This is a genomic window from Dickeya lacustris (assembly GCF_029635795.1).
Taxonomy (GTDB): domain Bacteria; phylum Pseudomonadota; class Gammaproteobacteria; order Enterobacterales; family Enterobacteriaceae; genus Dickeya; species Dickeya lacustris.
In genome coordinates this window covers 3,081,826-3,097,217 of the sequence record NZ_CP114280.1, presented here as the reverse complement: position 1 = coordinate 3,097,217, position 15,392 = coordinate 3,081,826, and the positions used below count along the sequence as shown (strand labels likewise).

Annotated in this window: 14 protein-coding genes and 2 tRNA genes; 9 read left to right on the top strand and 7 right to left on the bottom strand. The window is 55.7% G+C overall.

Features of this window, described 5'->3' with window-relative positions:
• Positions 1-19 precede the first annotated feature (19 nt).
• From amiB to nnr, 3 genes are read right to left on the bottom strand one after another with little or no spacing between them, the layout of a single operon-like run.
• Entirely contained in the window at positions 20-1,774 is a 1,755-nt protein-coding gene (gene amiB, locus O1Q98_RS14090; RefSeq protein ID WP_125260756.1) for an N-acetylmuramoyl-L-alanine amidase AmiB, read from the bottom strand.
• Positions 1,771-2,244 carry a tRNA (adenosine(37)-N6)-threonylcarbamoyltransferase complex ATPase subunit type 1 TsaE gene (gene tsaE / locus O1Q98_RS14085; protein WP_125260757.1) on the bottom strand — a complete coding sequence of 158 codons (474 nt, stop codon included), beginning with the start codon at positions 2,242-2,244 and terminating at the stop codon, positions 1,771-1,773. The genes amiB and tsaE overlap by 4 nt, the downstream gene beginning before the upstream one ends.
• Entirely contained in the window at positions 2,241-3,749 is a 1,509-nt protein-coding gene (nnr, locus tag O1Q98_RS14080; RefSeq protein ID WP_125260824.1) for a bifunctional ADP-dependent NAD(P)H-hydrate dehydratase/NAD(P)H-hydrate epimerase, read from the bottom strand. The genes tsaE and nnr overlap by 4 nt, the downstream gene beginning before the upstream one ends.
• Before the next feature lie 219 nt (positions 3,750-3,968).
• On the opposite strand from nnr, the gene queG reads away from it, so the two are divergent.
• Positions 3,969-5,108 carry a tRNA epoxyqueuosine(34) reductase QueG gene (gene queG, locus O1Q98_RS14075; protein ID WP_125260758.1) on the top strand — a complete coding sequence of 380 codons (1,140 nt, stop codon included), beginning with the start codon at positions 3,969-3,971 and terminating at the stop codon, positions 5,106-5,108.
• 285 nt (positions 5,109-5,393) lie between these two features.
• Here the strand turns inward: queG and O1Q98_RS14070 are convergent.
• The 3 genes from O1Q98_RS14070 to O1Q98_RS14060 form a co-directional block, all read right to left on the bottom strand.
• Positions 5,394-5,469: transfer RNA gene (locus O1Q98_RS14070), tRNA-Gly, on the bottom strand.
• A 229-nt stretch (positions 5,470-5,698) separates the two neighbouring features.
• The gene (locus O1Q98_RS14065) at positions 5,699-6,625 is read right to left on the bottom strand and encodes a D-2-hydroxyacid dehydrogenase (RefSeq protein WP_125260759.1); all 927 of its coding nucleotides are present in this window, start codon (positions 6,623-6,625) and stop codon (positions 5,699-5,701) included.
• A 98-nt stretch (positions 6,626-6,723) separates the two neighbouring features.
• Positions 6,724-6,799 (bottom strand) — tRNA-Gly (locus tag O1Q98_RS14060).
• Between the two features lie 94 nt (positions 6,800-6,893).
• On the opposite strand from O1Q98_RS14060, the gene O1Q98_RS14055 reads away from it, so the two are divergent.
• Positions 6,894-7,121, top strand: coding sequence for a hypothetical protein (locus tag O1Q98_RS14055; RefSeq protein WP_125260760.1), 228 nt, complete (start codon positions 6,894-6,896; stop codon positions 7,119-7,121).
• A gap of 369 nt (positions 7,122-7,490) precedes the next feature.
• Complete coding sequence (locus O1Q98_RS14050; RefSeq protein WP_125260761.1) at positions 7,491-8,165, top strand: hypothetical protein; 675 nt, start codon at positions 7,491-7,493, stop codon at positions 8,163-8,165.
• Here O1Q98_RS14050 and O1Q98_RS14045 read toward each other — a convergent pair.
• Positions 8,137-9,144, bottom strand: coding sequence for an LLM class flavin-dependent oxidoreductase (locus tag O1Q98_RS14045; RefSeq protein ID WP_125260762.1), 1,008 nt, complete (start codon positions 9,142-9,144; stop codon positions 8,137-8,139). The two genes, O1Q98_RS14050 and O1Q98_RS14045, sit on opposite strands and share 29 nt — an antisense overlap.
• A 473-nt stretch (positions 9,145-9,617) precedes the next feature.
• Here O1Q98_RS14045 and O1Q98_RS14040 point away from each other — a divergent pair, with 473 nt between their 5' ends.
• From O1Q98_RS14040 to O1Q98_RS14015, 6 genes are all read left to right on the top strand, one after another.
• Positions 9,618-10,994: an LLM class flavin-dependent oxidoreductase gene (locus O1Q98_RS14040; RefSeq protein ID WP_125260763.1), complete on the top strand. Its 1,377-nt coding sequence runs from the start codon at positions 9,618-9,620 to the stop codon at positions 10,992-10,994.
• Complete coding sequence (locus O1Q98_RS14035; RefSeq protein WP_125260764.1) at positions 10,991-11,905, top strand: ABC transporter substrate-binding protein; 915 nt, start codon at positions 10,991-10,993, stop codon at positions 11,903-11,905. Before O1Q98_RS14040 ends, O1Q98_RS14035 begins: the two co-directional genes overlap by 4 nt.
• Before the next feature lie 44 nt (positions 11,906-11,949).
• Positions 11,950-12,897, top strand: a complete 948-nt coding sequence (locus tag O1Q98_RS14030; protein WP_125260765.1) for an ABC transporter substrate-binding protein — start codon at positions 11,950-11,952, stop codon at positions 12,895-12,897.
• Positions 12,898-12,947: 50 nt separating this feature from the next.
• Positions 12,948-13,478: a GNAT family N-acetyltransferase gene (locus tag O1Q98_RS14025; RefSeq protein ID WP_125260766.1), complete on the top strand. Its 531-nt coding sequence runs from the start codon at positions 12,948-12,950 to the stop codon at positions 13,476-13,478.
• 64 nt (positions 13,479-13,542) lie between these two features.
• The gene (locus tag O1Q98_RS14020; RefSeq protein WP_240632827.1) at positions 13,543-14,544 is read left to right on the top strand and encodes an amino acid ABC transporter permease; all 1,002 of its coding nucleotides are present in this window, start codon (positions 13,543-13,545) and stop codon (positions 14,542-14,544) included.
• A gap of 18 nt (positions 14,545-14,562) precedes the next feature.
• Positions 14,563-15,381: an amino acid ABC transporter ATP-binding protein gene (locus O1Q98_RS14015; protein WP_125260767.1), complete on the top strand. Its 819-nt coding sequence runs from the start codon at positions 14,563-14,565 to the stop codon at positions 15,379-15,381.
• The last annotated feature ends 11 nt before the right edge of the window (positions 15,382-15,392 follow it).

Genomic DNA, 15,392 nt, shown 5'->3' with positions numbered 1-15,392 from the left:
CATTTCACCCACTTGGGTTTCAGGCAGAAGGGATAATCAGCGTCTGTCCTAACTGCACAGTACCGGTAGACATATTATTCACTTGCTGGATGGCTTTCATACTCACCCGATAACGACTGGCAATGGCGCTCAGTGTATCGCCCTGCACCACTTTGTGTTTTCTCACCGTTGCCTCTTTTAAAGGAGGCGATTTTTGCGCCGCTGCCGTGGATGTTGCCTTCGAAGGGGAGATTTTGGCCGATGGCTGTTTAGCCGCCGGGGGCGTTACCGCGACGCCCCCCGGCGTTGCAGAACGGTTGGCCGTTTGTGTCACACCCGAGGGAATTTTCAAGCGCTGGCCGACCCATACAACATCTTTCTTTAGATGATTCATCTCGCGAATCACCGCCATACTGACGCCATAGCGCGCCGCAATACCAGAGAGCGTCTCGCCGCTGACAACCGTATGGCGCGTGCTCCCGGCTGCGGCAGAGGCCGCTGATGTGTGGCGGTTTGACTCAGCCGCTGTGTTTTTCACCGTCTGCGTATGAAGCGGACGGTTTTCCTGCTTTGGGACGTTTTGTAACGGATGAGTCTGGAAATAACTGCGCAATCCCTGATAAATGGCATTGGCAATTTTCTCCTGATACTCACTGCTGCCCAGCAGCCGCTCCTCGCTTGGATTAGAAATAAACCCGGTTTCCACCAGTAAAGATGGAATATCCGGTGAGCGCAGAACCCCCAGACTGGCATGCTCTGGCCTGCGTTTGTGCAAACTCCCCACGCGCTGTAATTCACGCAATACTTTTACCGCAACGTCATACCCGACGCGCTGTGAATGACCAAACTGCAGATCCAGCACCGCCTGGCTAAGATAAGGGTCAGCCGCGCTATTGGCTAACAGATCACCCGCGCCGCCCAGTAACTCAGACTGCTTTTCATGCTGCTCCAGCCAACCGGCCATTTCACTGTTCGCCCGCCGATTCGACAACACCCAAACCGACGCGCCCGTTGCACCCCGGTTTGGCGCGGCATCGGCATGAATCGAGACCAGCAGATTCGCCCCTTGCTTGCGCGCAACCTCAGAGCGCCCCATCACGGAAATAAAGTAATCGCCATCGCGGGTAAGCACCGGCTTAAATGCCGGATCGCTGCTCATCATGGCGCGCAATTTACGGGCGATAGCGATAGTCACCGTTTTTTCGTGTAGTCCGCCAGGGCCAATCGCACCAGGGTCCTGACCACCGTGACCGGCGTCGATCGCCACCGTAATTCTCTCACCGTTGATCCGCCCGGCGGCTCGGTTTGCTACCCCGGAGGCAGGAGACGCAGAAGAGGCCTGAGATAACATCGGGTTACGCCCTGCCTGAACCGCCGGTTGCGTGGGAGACGATACCGGTTTTGCCGGGGGCGGCTTGCGTTCAGCCGTGAGCGTAAAAATTGCGCGATTGCTCTCTTTTACCGCCCGAACCTGCGCTTTTTGCGTCAACTCCAGCACCAATCGCAGGCTTTTCCGATCGTTGGTCGGGCTGGTTCGAATGCGGGCAATCAGGTTCTGGCCGTTAAATGTCAGCGGTAGCCCTTTCATCGCGCCAGACTGGTTGATATCAATCGTCACCCGGCTCGGATTAGTTGCCAGCGCATACTCATATACCGGCGGCCCGCTGAAACTTAGCGTGACTACGGCATCACCTGCGGCGTTATTCACCTGAATATCCGTCAGGTTACTGGCCCACAGCGGCGAGGCCAGCAGCAACAGCCCAAGCAAGACGGTGTGAATCAGCCGCGCCATCATGACCGCATGCGCTCTGCCAGCGCCGTTACAATGGTCTCGCCCAGAGCAGTACGGGCACAAACGCTGGCCTGGCGTCCGCCGCCCTGATAGTCCAGGCGCAATTCAACATCGGCCTGTGGCAACACGCCAGCGCCTTGCTCCGGCCATTCGATAAGACAAATCGCATCCTGTGACAAATAATCACGGATGCCCATAAACTCAAGTTCTTCAGGGTCAGCCAGACGATAAAGATCAAAGTGATACACTGGCCGTGGCAATAATGCGTAAGGCTCAACCAGTGTATACGTCGGGCTTTTTACGTTGCCCTGATGGCCAAGCGCATGCAAAAAACCTCGGCTCAACGTGGTTTTACCTGCGCCCAGATCGCCGAAAAGATAAATCGTGGTGGCTTTATCACAAGCCGTGGCTAATGCCGCGCCCAGCGCGACGGTGGCTGCCTCATCGGGCAAAGGTAACAAAAGCGTTTTCATTGTGTCTTTTCTAAAGATATCTGCTCAGGATTGACATATTTCGCTAATACCGCCATCAGATCGGTCGCCAGCATGCCTCGGGTACCGCGTATGCGCGCCAGCTCATCAGCGGCGGCACCGTGGGCGACGCAGCCGGCGCATGCGGCGTCATACATCGGCAGCCCCTGCGCCAGCATCGCGCCAATCATGCCTGACAGCACATCGCCCATACCGCCGCTGGCCATACCGGGGTTGCCGACATCCGCAATCGCCATTTCGCCGTCAGCGCTGGCTAATACCGTACCGGCACCTTTTAACACCACGATACCGCCGTAGCGTTTTACCAGCCGTTGTGCCGCAAGTAAGCGGTCACTTTCTACCTCGGCAATGCGGCAATTCAGCAGACGAGCCGCCTCACCGGGATGGGGCGTTAGCACGCGATTCTGACGTTTATGCGGGCTGATTGCCAGCAAGTTGAGCGCATCCGCGTCCCATAACATTGGTTTGTTACAATTTTCTACCTCGCGCAGTGCGTTTTTCCCCCACTCTCGCAGGCCAAGCCCCGGCCCAATCACGACCACATCGGCCCATTCAAGGCCCTGATGCAATGTCTCGGCGCTTAACGCCTGCACCATCAATTCAGGGCGCGCCACCAGAAGCGCCGCCAGATAGGTGCGGTGAGTAAGCACCCGCACTAAACCCGCGCCGCTACGTAATGCGGCCTCTCCAGCCATGAAAATCGCGCCGCCGGTGCCTTCATCGCCGCCGATGAGCAGCAATCGGCCATGGTCGCCTTTATGTGCTGTCGCGCGCCGTGGTTTCAACCACATCGGCAACGAAAACGCATCAAACCGGTGTATTGGCGCAGATTGCAAAGAGAGCCACGCCGCAAGCCCCAGCGCATGATAATGACACTGCCCCACCACATTGCGCGCATTGCCTGTCAGCAAGCCCGGTTTGAGCGCAATAAACGTCAGCGTATGCGACGCCACAATCACCTCGCCGCCACACGCGCCGGTCTGTGCATTCAGCCCGGAAGGAACATCCAGCGCAATCACCGGTGCCGGATGACGATTCGCTGCGGCTATCAGCGCATCATAAGGCGCACGCGGCGCGTGGGTCAGCCCGCTGCCAAGCAGTGCATCAATAATCACATCCACCGTTTGCGGCCAGGCGGCGTCAGCTATCAGTACCTCGCCGCCCGATGCCCGCCATGCCTGATACGCCCGCTGCGCCTGAGGCGGCAATGGACGATCGCCGATACAGGAAACCAGCGTTACGGTAATGCCCGCCGCTTTAGCCAGCCGCGCCACGACATAACCGTCGCCGCCATTGTTACCGTGCCCGCATAAAATCAGCCAATGGCGCGCCGTCGGATACAACTCACGCACCAGGTTGAATGCCGCTTCCCCGGCTCGCTGCATGAGCCCGTCCAATGACGTACCGCTTTCCTGCGCGGCCCGACTCTCCTCACGGCGTATCCACTCCGAGGGAAAAACGGCTTCAGGTAAGCTGCCGGGGCGCATCGGCGCTACCGTCACGCCATCAATATGCGCAACAGGCGGGGTATTGTGAGGTAAATGCATGTTCTGAGACATAGGCGTGTTCTGACACATGGTTTCTCTGCGGTATGTACAACGATAGCATGCACGTTAGCAAGGGACAGGCATTGTCGCCACAGGCGGCACACGCCCGCATGACGGTATGGTAAAATTCCGCCCTATCTTGCTGCCAGATGATTCACCATGACTTATCCCTTCGATCTCGACGAACTCGCGCTACATATCAAACAGTGGGGGCAGGAACTGGGTTTCCAGCATGTCGGTATTTGCGATACCGACTTATCCCATGAAGAACCGCGCCTGCAAGCCTGGCTCGATAAACAGTATCACGGTGAGATGGCATGGATGGCTCGCCACGGCATGATGCGCGCCCGCCCGCATGAGCTGCTGCCCGGCACCTTGCGGGTTATCAGCGTACGCATGAATTACCTGCCAGCCAAAGCCGCCTTTGCCAGTACCTTGAAAAACCCGCACCTCGGTTATGTCAGCCGCTATGCGCTGGGACGTGATTACCACAAGTTACTGCGTCAACGGCTGAAAAAGTTAGGTGAACAGATAGCAGAACACTGCGGCGCATTGCAATTTCGCCCGTTTGTTGACTCAGCCCCCATAATGGAGCGGCCATTAGCCGCTAAAGCCGGGCTTGGTTGGGTTGGCAAGCACTCACTGATATTAAGCCGCGACGCGGGCTCCTGGTTTTTTTTGGGTGAATTGCTGATAGATTTGCCCTTGCCCGTTGATCAACCCGTTGCAGAACAGTGCGGCAAGTGTGTCGCGTGCATGACCACCTGCCCGACCGGTGCAATTGTCGAGCCTTATACCATTGATGCCCGACGCTGCATTTCCTATCTGACCATTGAGCTTGAAGGCGCCATTCCCGAAGCATTACGCCCCTTGATGGGCAATCGCATTTACGGCTGCGATGACTGCCAGCTTATTTGCCCCTGGAACCGCTTTTCATCGTTAACCGATGAGCCCGACTTCAGCCCACGCGCGGCATTACATGCCCCTGAATTATTGACATTATTCCGTTGGGATGAAGCTCACTTCCTACGCATTACCGAAGGTTCGGCCATTCGCCGTATCGGCCATCAGCGCTGGCTACGCAATATCGCCGTGGCGCTGGGCAATGCGCCGTATGACGCACAAATTGTACTGGCGCTGCAAGCCCGGCTCGGCGAAAGCGCCCTGCTTGACGAACATATTCACTGGGCGATAGCGCAACAGCAGGCACGGCGCGAACAACACGCACTTGACGTGCAGCCAGCACAAAAGAAACGCCTCGTGCGCGCCGTTGAAAAGGGTTTACCGCGTGATGCCTGAGACTTTTCCCATTCGCAGCAAGAGCGCGCGATTACCCCATTTGGCTGTGGATAATTTAAAAAAAACGTTGTCAATCAAGCATCACAAAAAGTACAAGTGATCCTGATAGCGTTTTTTATCATAAAATTATCTTCTAATTTCAATAAGTTGAAATTACGGCGAATTAACAACAGCGGGTATTGTCAAGCGAATATCCTGTTCCAGAGCTGTGGATAAGTCTGTTTAGGAAAATGTAAATCGCCATGACAAACTGGCTAAAAAGACAACAAGAGAGAAGAAGAAAACTGGAGCGGGAAACGAGACTCGAACTCGCGACCCCGACCTTGGCAAGGTCGTGCTCTACCAACTGAGCTATTCCCGCATTTAAGGCATCTTATTGCTGAGGTTTTTCTTAAACCTGCCAACAAAAGAGATAACACTGCGTTGGTTTACTTCGCTAATTTACAGATAACTACTTGATTTTCCTGTAATTTAAAACACTTCATCGCGAAGAGGGCAGCATTATGAACGAAACCGGATGCGCTGACAAGAGGGGGGAGAAATAATTTTCTCTCCCGCCATGACGTCCTCTGGCGCAATGGCGGGGGCGTTTAATAAGGCAACGAAAAATCGACCTCACCTTGCAGGGGCTGGCCCGCCAGATAGCGCGGCACGTTATCGAGCAATAATCGGGCCAAACGAGCCGGAACCAATGGGCCTGCCACATGTGCAGTCAGGGTTAAATTCGGCGTGTGCCAAAACGGATGCCCGGCCGGTAGAGGCTCCTGACGAAAGACATCCAGCACCGCTGCCGCAATCCACCCTTGCGTCAGCGCCATACATAAATCAGCATCCACGACCGCACTGCCGCGCCCCACATTGATAAACAACGCCGAACGCTTCATCGCCGCAAAAACATCGGCATGATAAATATCCGTCGTCGCTGGGGTGTCGGGCAAAATGTTAATCACGTAGTCGGCATCCGCCAGCGCTGAGGCTAAAGAAGCCAGCCCGTCCACGCGATCAAACGCGGCCATCTCGCGCGGCGTGCGTGCAATACCGTGCAGCGTCACACCAAAAGGACGCAAAAATCCGGCGACTTCACAGCCTATATCCCCCGCCCCGACAATCAGCACCTGCCGACCGGCTAACGATCCCGGCAGAATCGCTTTCCACTCGCCAGCCTGCTGGCGCTGCCAACGTTCGGACAAGTGCAATTCATGGTGCAACAGATACGCCAGTATATATTCAGCTATCGCCTGGCCGAACACGCCAACCGCCCGGCTCAGACGGTAGTCACGCGGCAATGACGGTGCCAGCAGCGGTTTATAACCCGCCCACGTCGATTGTAACCAGCGAGGTTTAATACCCTGCGCCAGTAATGCCGCCGCTTTATCCGGCTCACCAACCCAAATGTCGCATTGTGCAGCCTGGCGAATATCGCCGTTGCCAAGCACCAGCGGCAACGCCAGAGATGAATGACTTAATGCAGCCTGCAATTCCTCAGCACGAGCATCAAGCAACAGAATAGAGGTCATAACGCTTATCACCGTAAAATAACGCTGATGATAACGTAACGCGTTGTCGCACAGAACAATTTTGACACAGGAAAAAGTGATAACACTGAGGAGAAACTTGGAGCGGGAAACGAGACTCGAACTCGCGACCCCGACCTTGGCAAGGTCGTGCTCTACCAACTGAGCTATTCCCGCTTAGGAAAGGTATTCAAAGCGCCTTGAAGCATCTAATTCTTAATCATACCTAACTGGTTGATTATAAAGGCTTTAACACTTTAAGGCGTTTGGAATGGCGCTGATTATGGACGCCTTTAATGGCGATGGCAAGCCATTTTTTATGCCCTATGTACTGTTTGATGATTATGTCGCCAGCATACCGCCGCACAGCATGGCTCACCACACACAGGTTTATCTCGCCCTCCCCTATTGCGCTTATTTATCTGCGCATTTATATGCTGTAGCGACCGCAATAGGCTATTTGTTTCGCGCCGACAGGGAAATTCCGTGCAGCCCGTGAATATTTATTTTTGATATAATCTTGCTATATATATCATCATTCAAGTTATCAAAAAGAGAGTAACAGCGCGCACACTCTATGATTTTACTGATTGACGGAGGTAAATAACTTCAGCCATAAAGTACGCCGTATGTTGCGAAAAAATGAATATAGTAGTCTGACGATAAAATCTTATTGAGCACGAACCTTCATTCTGGCAGATTAAGCCGACAAGAAATAAAGTATCAATGAAAGGCAGAGCAAAGCAAAAATAAAAACTGCCTATTTCGCATAGCGTTAATATCTGACAACACCACAACCACTATTCATTCTTTATTTATGCAAGCTTTTTAGAAGCAGGTTGCTGGCTCATTCCTGGAGAGAACGCCTATGTCATATAGCAATATATTTTTATCTTACCTGCTTGAAAGGCAACTACATGATGCAGCCCTGCGTGCCGAGACTCGTGCAAACGCATTAAGCCGACGGGAATTGCACTGCAAAGCCAGAGCGCTGCTCGATCAGCTCACCGGCATCGAGCACCACACCGCCCATCAGGATGAGCGCTTAGAGCCGCAGACTGGCCTGCCTCCCGAGCAGTTAGCGCGTACCCGTCAGGCAACCGCATTTATCAACGGCACCAGCAAAAATCCATTCTGCGGGCTGGCTTATCACCAGTTGTCGCTCATTGTTTATGACGAAAGCGGTGTCTTTACCCTCAATGAAAGGCGTGCCGCCTGGAGCGAAGCCTACGCGCAAGATAGAGCGTGGCGACAGAAAATTGTCAAACACGCCTGCCAACACTATCACCAGCCACAATGGCAAATACGCTTTTTTACCGAAGTGCTCAGAAACTATCGCGCGCTGCCCGCAATTGAAAAAGCACAATATCCACGCCATTACGAGCGGGAATTACAGTGCCATATTCTGCCCCGTCGCGATGGAGAAGAAGCGGATTTCTCCAGCCTGCTCGATTACCCAAGCCTGCTGGAAATGTTACTCACTATCCGACAGAACGGCAGCAAGCGGGAGAGCGTCACTCCTGATGTGCATCAAACGCCTTAAGTCCGGCGGCCAACCCCAGAATGGATGCCCGCCGCGCAGCGGGTTCGCTAATCGGGGTATGAATGATGAATTCGTTAATACCAAAACGCTGCTGGTAAACCTGCAACTGACGGTGTACCTCCTGCACCGTGCCGTACAGAATGTTCTGCGCTTGTTGCTCGATACGAAACTGCGTGCTGCCCGACTGCTGAACCAATGTCTCGGCTTGCTCTTGCGTTAACACATTCAGCGGCGCACGGTCTTCAATGTAGACCTTGTAGTTGTAGCGCTCTCCCGCCAGCGCTTTCGCCTCCTCATGGCTGTCAGCCACAATTACCGCCAGCGATAACAGCGCCTGCGCCTGCTCTGGTTGATACTCGCGCCAGGTCAGTAGTGCTTCGGTCAGGAGATTTTCGCTGGGTTGAATAAACCCGGCGAAAACGAAATTCCACCCCAGCGACGCCGCAAGCCGGGCGCTTTGCGCACTCGCCCCCAGCAGAAAACGCGCTGGCGACTGCGGGGGTATTGGCGTAGCGCGCAACGCATCATCCGTTGCTGACGTAGCCTTCAGCAAGGTATCCAGTTGCCGCAGCTTATCGTCAAAGAGGACGCGATGCGTCGGCGCAATTTCCTGCTGTAGCGCCTGAGTTGCAAGCGGAAAACCGCCGGGCGCTTTGCCAATGCCTATATCAACGCGCCCTGACGCCAGCGAAGACAACACATGAAAATTCTCCGCGACTTTATAAGGGCTGTAATGCTGTAACATCACGCCACCGGAACCAATACGAATATGGCGGGTATGCGCCAGTAACCAGGCTATCAAGACTTCCGGCGAGGAACCGGCCAATCCATCGCTATTGTGATGCTCTGAAACCCAGAAACGGAAATATCCCGACGCCTCAGCAAGGCGAGCGAGCTCAACCGTCTGAGCCAGCGCATCGGCCGCCGTCATCCCCTCGGTAATCGGGCTTTGATCCAATAAGCTAAGGCGATAACCCATATATTTTCCTTCTGTGATCCTGATTAGATTTTCCGCATACTTTCATAGACAGTAAAAATTTATAAATAACAAAACAGGATTTCGTTAGTGAACTTTTTCACTATTCATCGTTTTTTACTATTTCATCTTCATCACGCGTCACGACTTATTAAATAAGGCTGGAAATAATCCGCATAATGAACTAACTCATCTCATTGCGTTACTTTCCTGTCGAGAACCATTCGGCAAACGGTTTTATTTCTCATTTTCAAATCCCGATTTATGAATAAATAAATCACAACTCAAACTGAAACGTTTTTTTGATTTTCCATATTCAATTTTGTTGTTTTACATCTTGTATCCTCTCATCAATAGTATTTTTCAGTTTTATTAACCATCGATTAACCATCAAAACAGCGGGCCAGTCCGGTACGTAACCCGTGCCGGAAACAGGCGGCTTTTCGCGACATATTCTGACAGGGAGCATGCGGTGAATGAGTGAAAAAACGCTTCATAAACAAAATACAAGCCCCGCTGCGCGCCAGCTCAGGCTAGGGGTAATATTGCAGGGCGCAGCCGGTAATATGTCGGCCTGGCGGCACAAGAACGTGGTGCCGGACGCCAGCATTAATTTCGGCTTTGTGCTCGATACGGTGAAAAAAGCTGAACAAGGGAAATTTGACTTCGCCTTTGTTGCCGATGGCCTGTATATCAACGAGAAATCGATCCCCCATTTTCTTAACCGCTTCGAACCGCTGACGCTGTTATCCGCACTGGCGGCCACCACCGAGCATATTGGCCTGGTCGGTACGTTATCCACCTCCTACAGCGAACCCTTTACCGCCGCAAGGCAGTTCGCCAGCCTCGACCACCTGAGCCATGGCCGTGCCGGTTGGAACGTGGTGACATCACCGCTGGAGGGCTCGGCGAAAAATTTCTCGCGTAGCCAGCACCCGGAACACGCCCTGCGCTATCGCATCGCCGACGAATTCTTACAGGTAGTGAAAGGGCTGTGGGATTCCTGGGAGGATGACGCCTTTATCCGCGACCAGGCCAGCGGCCGCTTTTTCGACCCGCAAAAACTGCACCCGCTCAATCATCACGGCGAGTTCTTCTCGGTGGCCGGGCCGCTGAATATTGGCCGCACGCCGCAAGGCCGGCCAATTATCTTTCAGGCTGGCGCATCGGATGATGGCAAGCAACTGGCCGCCAGCCATGCTGACGCTATTTTCACGCACCAGCACACGCTGGCCGAGGCGCAGGCTTTCTACCGTGATGTTAAGCAACAACTGCCGCAGCATGGGCGGCGCGAAGATCAGCTGCACATTTTTCAGGGCGTGAGCGTGCTGGTCGGCGACGATGCAGCGGACGTCGAGCGCCAGTATCAGGAAACTGCCGCGCTGGTCACGGTGGATGAGGCGCTCAATTATCTTGGCCGTTATTTCGAGCATTACGATTTTTCACAACACCCGCTGGATGAACCCTTCCCGGATATCGGCTCGCTCGGGCAAAACAGTTTTCGCAGCACCACCGATGAAATCAAACGCAACGCCCGTGAACGCGGCCTGACGCTGCGCCAGGTGGCGCTGGAAGCGGCCACGCCGCGCCCGCTGTTTAGCGGCACGCCGCAACAGGTGGCTGACGGGCTGCAACAGTGGTTCGAACAGCGCGCCGCTGACGGTTTTATTATCCAGAGCGCCACGCCGGATAACTTCACGCGCTTTGTCGATAGCGTCGTGCCGCTGCTGCAACAGCGCGGCCTATTTCGCCAGGCGTATTCCGGCCACACGCTGCGGGAAAACCTGGCGCTGGAGTATCCGCATAATCGTTACGCCGCCGCCCGCCAGACCAGCGAGGAAGCGGCACCATGAAAACGCGCCGGGTAACGCAGTGGCAGCTGGCGGCGCTGCTTTTGTCTGCCGCCGTGCAAGCAGCAAACGCTGGGCGTATCGACCTGCAAGCAAACCAATTGCCGATACATGCCCCCCCAAATGCACAGGCGATTGGCGAAATCCCCGCCGGATTTGCCTTTGCCTCACCCGGCACGCTGACGGTGGCAATCAGCCATCTCAGCTCACCGCCGCTGGCTTTGCTGGCTGATGACAACAAAACCCATATCGGCAGCGACCCGGACATCGCCCGGCTGCTTGCCGACGCTCTGGGCCTCAGGCTCAAGCTGGTGCCAACGGCCTGGGAAGACTGGCCGCTGGGGATAGCGGCAGGCCGCTTTGATGCCGCCATCATCAATATTGCCGTCACCAAAGCGCGCAAAGAGAAATTCGATTTTGCGACGTACCGTATTGATACGCTGGGTTTTTATGTCAAAACCAACAGCCGGATTCAGGCCATTCGCGGGCCCGCAGACGTGGCGGGGCTGAAGGTGATAGTCGGTTCCGGCACCAATCAGGAATACATCCTGCTGCGCTGGGACAGTCAGAACCGCGCGCAGGGCTTGCCGCCGGTGCAGCCGGTCTACGTGACCGACGATGCCGCCGCCAACCTGAGCATCCAGTCTGGCCGGGTGGATGCCTTTTTCGGCCCGCACGCCATCGGGGCATACAAGGCCGCGCTGACCGGGCAAACGCGGATGGTCGGCATCGGCCCAAGCGTTGCCTCAGTAGCTGTCACCACCCGAAAGGGCAATGGGCTGGCGCAACCTATCAGCACTGCGCTCAACGGCCTGATTGCCGGTGGGCAATACGCACAGGTGCTCGATCGCTGGGGTGAGAATGACGAAAAAGTCACGCGCTCCGAGGTCAACCCACGCGGGCTGGATGAGTAACCGCCGCGTTTCATACCGAGATATTTATTTCCAAGGAATATGCTATGCAGACGTTCACCGCTCGTTCGTTTTATCGGCTCGCCGTCGCCTTACTGACTGGCGGATTATTACTCGCCAATACCCATGCGGCTGGCATCGATCTCAAAGCCAACCAACAGCCGATTCATGCGCCCAAGAACCCGCAGGCCATTGCACAAATCCCACCGGGGTTCACGTTCGTCGAGCCCGGTAAACTCACCGTCGCGGTGGCGGTAGTCGGCTCCTCACCGCCGCTGATGTTTCTGGCTGACGACAATAAGAGTCTTATCGGCAGCGAACCGGACATTGCCAGACTGGTGGCCGACAGCCTTGGCCTGGAGCTGAAACTGGTTGCAACCTCGTGGGAAGACTGGCCGCTCGGCGTGGCATCCGGCAAATACGATGCGGCGATTACCAACGTCACCGTGACAAAAGCGCGCAAAGAGCGCTTTGACTTTGCGACCTACCGCGCCGATACGCTGGGTTTTTACGTAAAATCTACCAGTAAAATCAAAACGATTCAGAGCGCTAAAGATATCGCCGGGCTGAAAATCATCGTCGGTTCCGGCACCAATCAGGAAGCCATCCTGCTCGACTGGGATAAACAAAACCGCGCCGCCGGGCTGCCCGCGTTTGTGCCTGTCTACGTTACCGATACCGCTGCCGCCAACCTGAACCTTCAGTCTGGACGCGCCGATGCCACCTTTGGCCCTAACGTTACCGGCGCGTACAAAGCCGCACTAAACGGGCAAACCCGCCTGGTCGGAACCATTAACGGCGGCTGGCCGCAAGTGGCGCACATCGCGGTGGCGACCCGCAAAGGCAACGGCCTGGTGAATGCCATTAACAGCGCGCTGAACGGCGTGATTCAGCAGGGCGAATATGACCAGGTGTTGAACCGTTGGGGGGAGAGCGTCGAGCGTATCAGCCGCTCGGAAATTAACCCGCCGGGACTGGGCGACGTCGCGCCCTAATCGCCCGGCCTCCTAGAGGGCAACCGGTAGGACCGCATAAGGAGCAGAGCATGTCTGACGAGCGTTTCATCATCACTGACCCGCAAGAGGCGCGTATCGTGCCCATTATTGATGGGCTGTTTGACGAATACCGACAGCGCTACGGCGATTACTTCGATAACCACGAACCAGAGCCGCAAGGACTTTATCAGCAGCCTGACGGTATTTTTATCGTGCTGCTGCGCGATGAGCGCCCCATCGCCACCGGCGCATTCAAACGTTATGACGCCACAACCGCCGAGCTAAAACGCATCTGGACGGATAAAACCCTGCGACGTCAGGGGCTGGCCAGACGGGTGCTGCGCGAACTGGAACATCACGCCCGCAGGCTCGGCTACAGCGAGGTCTTCCTGACCACCGGCTTTCGCCAGCCGGAGGCGGTCGGACTTTACCTCAGCGCAGGCTATCAGCCGCAGTTTGATACCACCATCGACAGCGAATATTACAGCCTGCCTCCGCACGATGGTCGGCTGCCGTTTCGTAAACCGCTGCATAAACCGACGCCTGCGCGCGCCACGCCGCCAGAACGGGTGAAGGTATAAAACGGATAAAGGTTTAAAACGGATAAAGGTTTAAGACGGCTAAAAATATAAAAGGTATACGCTCATGACCTCATCTCTCCATGCTTCAGCGCCCGAGCGCCTGGCCGATGCCCCGGCAACGCCATTGCGCGTCGTGCCAGCGCGTTACCCGCTGCGTATCGCGGGTGCGTTCTTTTCGCTGTTTATTCTCGCCGGTATCGTTGAGTCCGTGGCACTCAATGAGCGCTGGGAGTGGCCGGTATTCGCCAGTTATTTCTTTCATCCGGTGATTCTGGAAGGGCTCGGGCGCACGCTGCTGCTGACGCTACTCGGCACCCTGTTTAGCATTATTGCGGGCACCGCGCTGGCGCTGGCCCGGCTGTCATCGTCCGCGCTGCTCAGTACGCTGGCGTGGCTGTACATCTGGCTGTTTCGATCGCTGCCGTTGATTCTGGTGCTGATTATTCTCTACAATTTTTCATACCTGTATGACGCGCTGGCGCTGGGCATCCCTTTCACATCTTTCGAGTTTTTCCGCTACCCCACCATCGATGTGCTCGGCCCGTTTGCCGTGGCGGTGCTGGGGCTGACGCTGGTGCAATCGGCCTACACCGCAGAAATTATTCGCGGCGGCATTCTCGGCGTCGATGCCGGGCAGTTTGAGGCGGCAGCCGCACTCGGCCTGCCGGGGTATCGGCGTACCTGGCGCATTATTTTGCCGCAGGCGCTGCGCTCAATACTGCCGACCGGCTTCAACGAAATCATCAGCCTCGCCAAAGGCACCTCGGTGGTATACGTGCTGGCGCTGCCCGAGCTGTTTTACACCGTACAGGTGATTTACAACCGCACCCAACAGGTCATTCCGCTGCTGATGGTAGCGGCCATCTGGTATCTGGTTCTCACCAGCGTGCTGTCGGTGTTGCAGTATTTCGTCGAGCGCTATGTGGCACGGGGTGCCGTGCGTGAAATACCGCCCCACCCGCTGTGGCGGATCGTTGAGCGGCACATAGTCCAACGACGCCTCTTTCAACGGTATATCTTTCAACGGTATATCTTTCAACGACGCATAGCGCGTCGCCCGCATTGATTTTCAGGGAGAAGCACGATGTCTGAAGCCATTGATCTCTACTCGGTTCCACGTACCGCGCCGCGCGCCATCAGCGAACAAGGCCGGATAGATATTCACGGGGTGGGCAAATGGTTCGGTACGCACCGGGCGCTGGACAATATTAACCTGACGCTGCCGCCCGGCTCGGTAACGGTGATTATCGGGCCGTCCGGCTCCGGTAAGTCCACGCTGTTGCGCACCATCAACCACCTGGAGCGGGTGGATGAAGGCACCATCCGTATTGACGGTGACTACATCGGCTACCGCCGCGCGGGGGATACGCTGTATGAACTGAAAGAGCACGACATCCTGCGCCAGCGCATCGGCGTCGGCTACGTCTTTCAGAATTTCAACCTGTTTCCCCACCTGACGGTGCTGGAAAACATTATCGAAGCGCCGCGCGCGCACCGCTTGTACAGCCGCGCCAAAGCCCAGCATGTGGCGCTGGCGTTGCTGGACAAAGTGGGGCTACGCCACAAAGCGCATGCCTACCCGCGCCACCTGTCCGGCGGTCAACAGCAGCGTATTGCCATTGCCCGGGCGCTGGCGCTCAACCCAAAAGTGATGTTGTTTGACGAACCGACCTCCGCGCTCGACCCGGAACTGGTGGGCGAGGTGCTGGACGTGATTAAAGATTTGGCGCGGTCGGGCGTCACGATGGTGATCGTCACCCATGAGATAGGTTTTGCCCGCGAAGTGGCCGATCGGGTGGTGTTCATGGTGGATGGCAAAATCGTGGAAAGCGGCGACGCGCATCAGGTGCTTAATCACCCCGCCCATCCGCGCACCGCCAGCTTTCTAAATAAGGTACTTTAGCGCATCCCGAT

Bases quoted from the DNA above. Each gene is read 5' to 3' on its own strand.
- O1Q98_RS14040 (WP_125260763.1), top strand. From the start codon at position 9,618: ATGAGTGAAAAAACGCTTCATAAACAAAATACAAGCCCCGCTGCGCGC.
- amiB (WP_125260756.1), bottom strand. From the start codon at position 1,774: ATGATGGCGCGGCTGATTCACACCGTCTTGCTTGGGCTGTTGCTGCTG.
- queG (WP_125260758.1), top strand. From the start codon at position 3,969: ATGACTTATCCCTTCGATCTCGACGAACTCGCGCTACATATCAAACAG.
- O1Q98_RS14020 (WP_240632827.1), top strand. From the start codon at position 13,543: ATGACCTCATCTCTCCATGCTTCAGCGCCCGAGCGCCTGGCCGATGCC.
- O1Q98_RS14035 (WP_125260764.1), top strand. From the start codon at position 10,991: ATGAAAACGCGCCGGGTAACGCAGTGGCAGCTGGCGGCGCTGCTTTTG.
- nnr (WP_125260824.1), bottom strand. From the start codon at position 3,749: ATGCGCCCCGGCAGCTTACCTGAAGCCGTTTTTCCCTCGGAGTGGATA.
- O1Q98_RS14045 (WP_125260762.1), bottom strand. From the start codon at position 9,144: ATGGGTTATCGCCTTAGCTTATTGGATCAAAGCCCGATTACCGAGGGG.
- O1Q98_RS14015 (WP_125260767.1), top strand. From the start codon at position 14,563: ATGTCTGAAGCCATTGATCTCTACTCGGTTCCACGTACCGCGCCGCGC.
- O1Q98_RS14065 (WP_125260759.1), bottom strand. From the start codon at position 6,625: ATGACCTCTATTCTGTTGCTTGATGCTCGTGCTGAGGAATTGCAGGCT.
- O1Q98_RS14050 (WP_125260761.1), top strand. From the start codon at position 7,491: ATGTCATATAGCAATATATTTTTATCTTACCTGCTTGAAAGGCAACTA.
- tsaE (WP_125260757.1), bottom strand. From the start codon at position 2,244: ATGAAAACGCTTTTGTTACCTTTGCCCGATGAGGCAGCCACCGTCGCG.
- O1Q98_RS14030 (WP_125260765.1), top strand. From the start codon at position 11,950: ATGCAGACGTTCACCGCTCGTTCGTTTTATCGGCTCGCCGTCGCCTTA.
- O1Q98_RS14055 (WP_125260760.1), top strand. From the start codon at position 6,894: ATGGCGCTGATTATGGACGCCTTTAATGGCGATGGCAAGCCATTTTTT.
- O1Q98_RS14025 (WP_125260766.1), top strand. From the start codon at position 12,948: ATGTCTGACGAGCGTTTCATCATCACTGACCCGCAAGAGGCGCGTATC.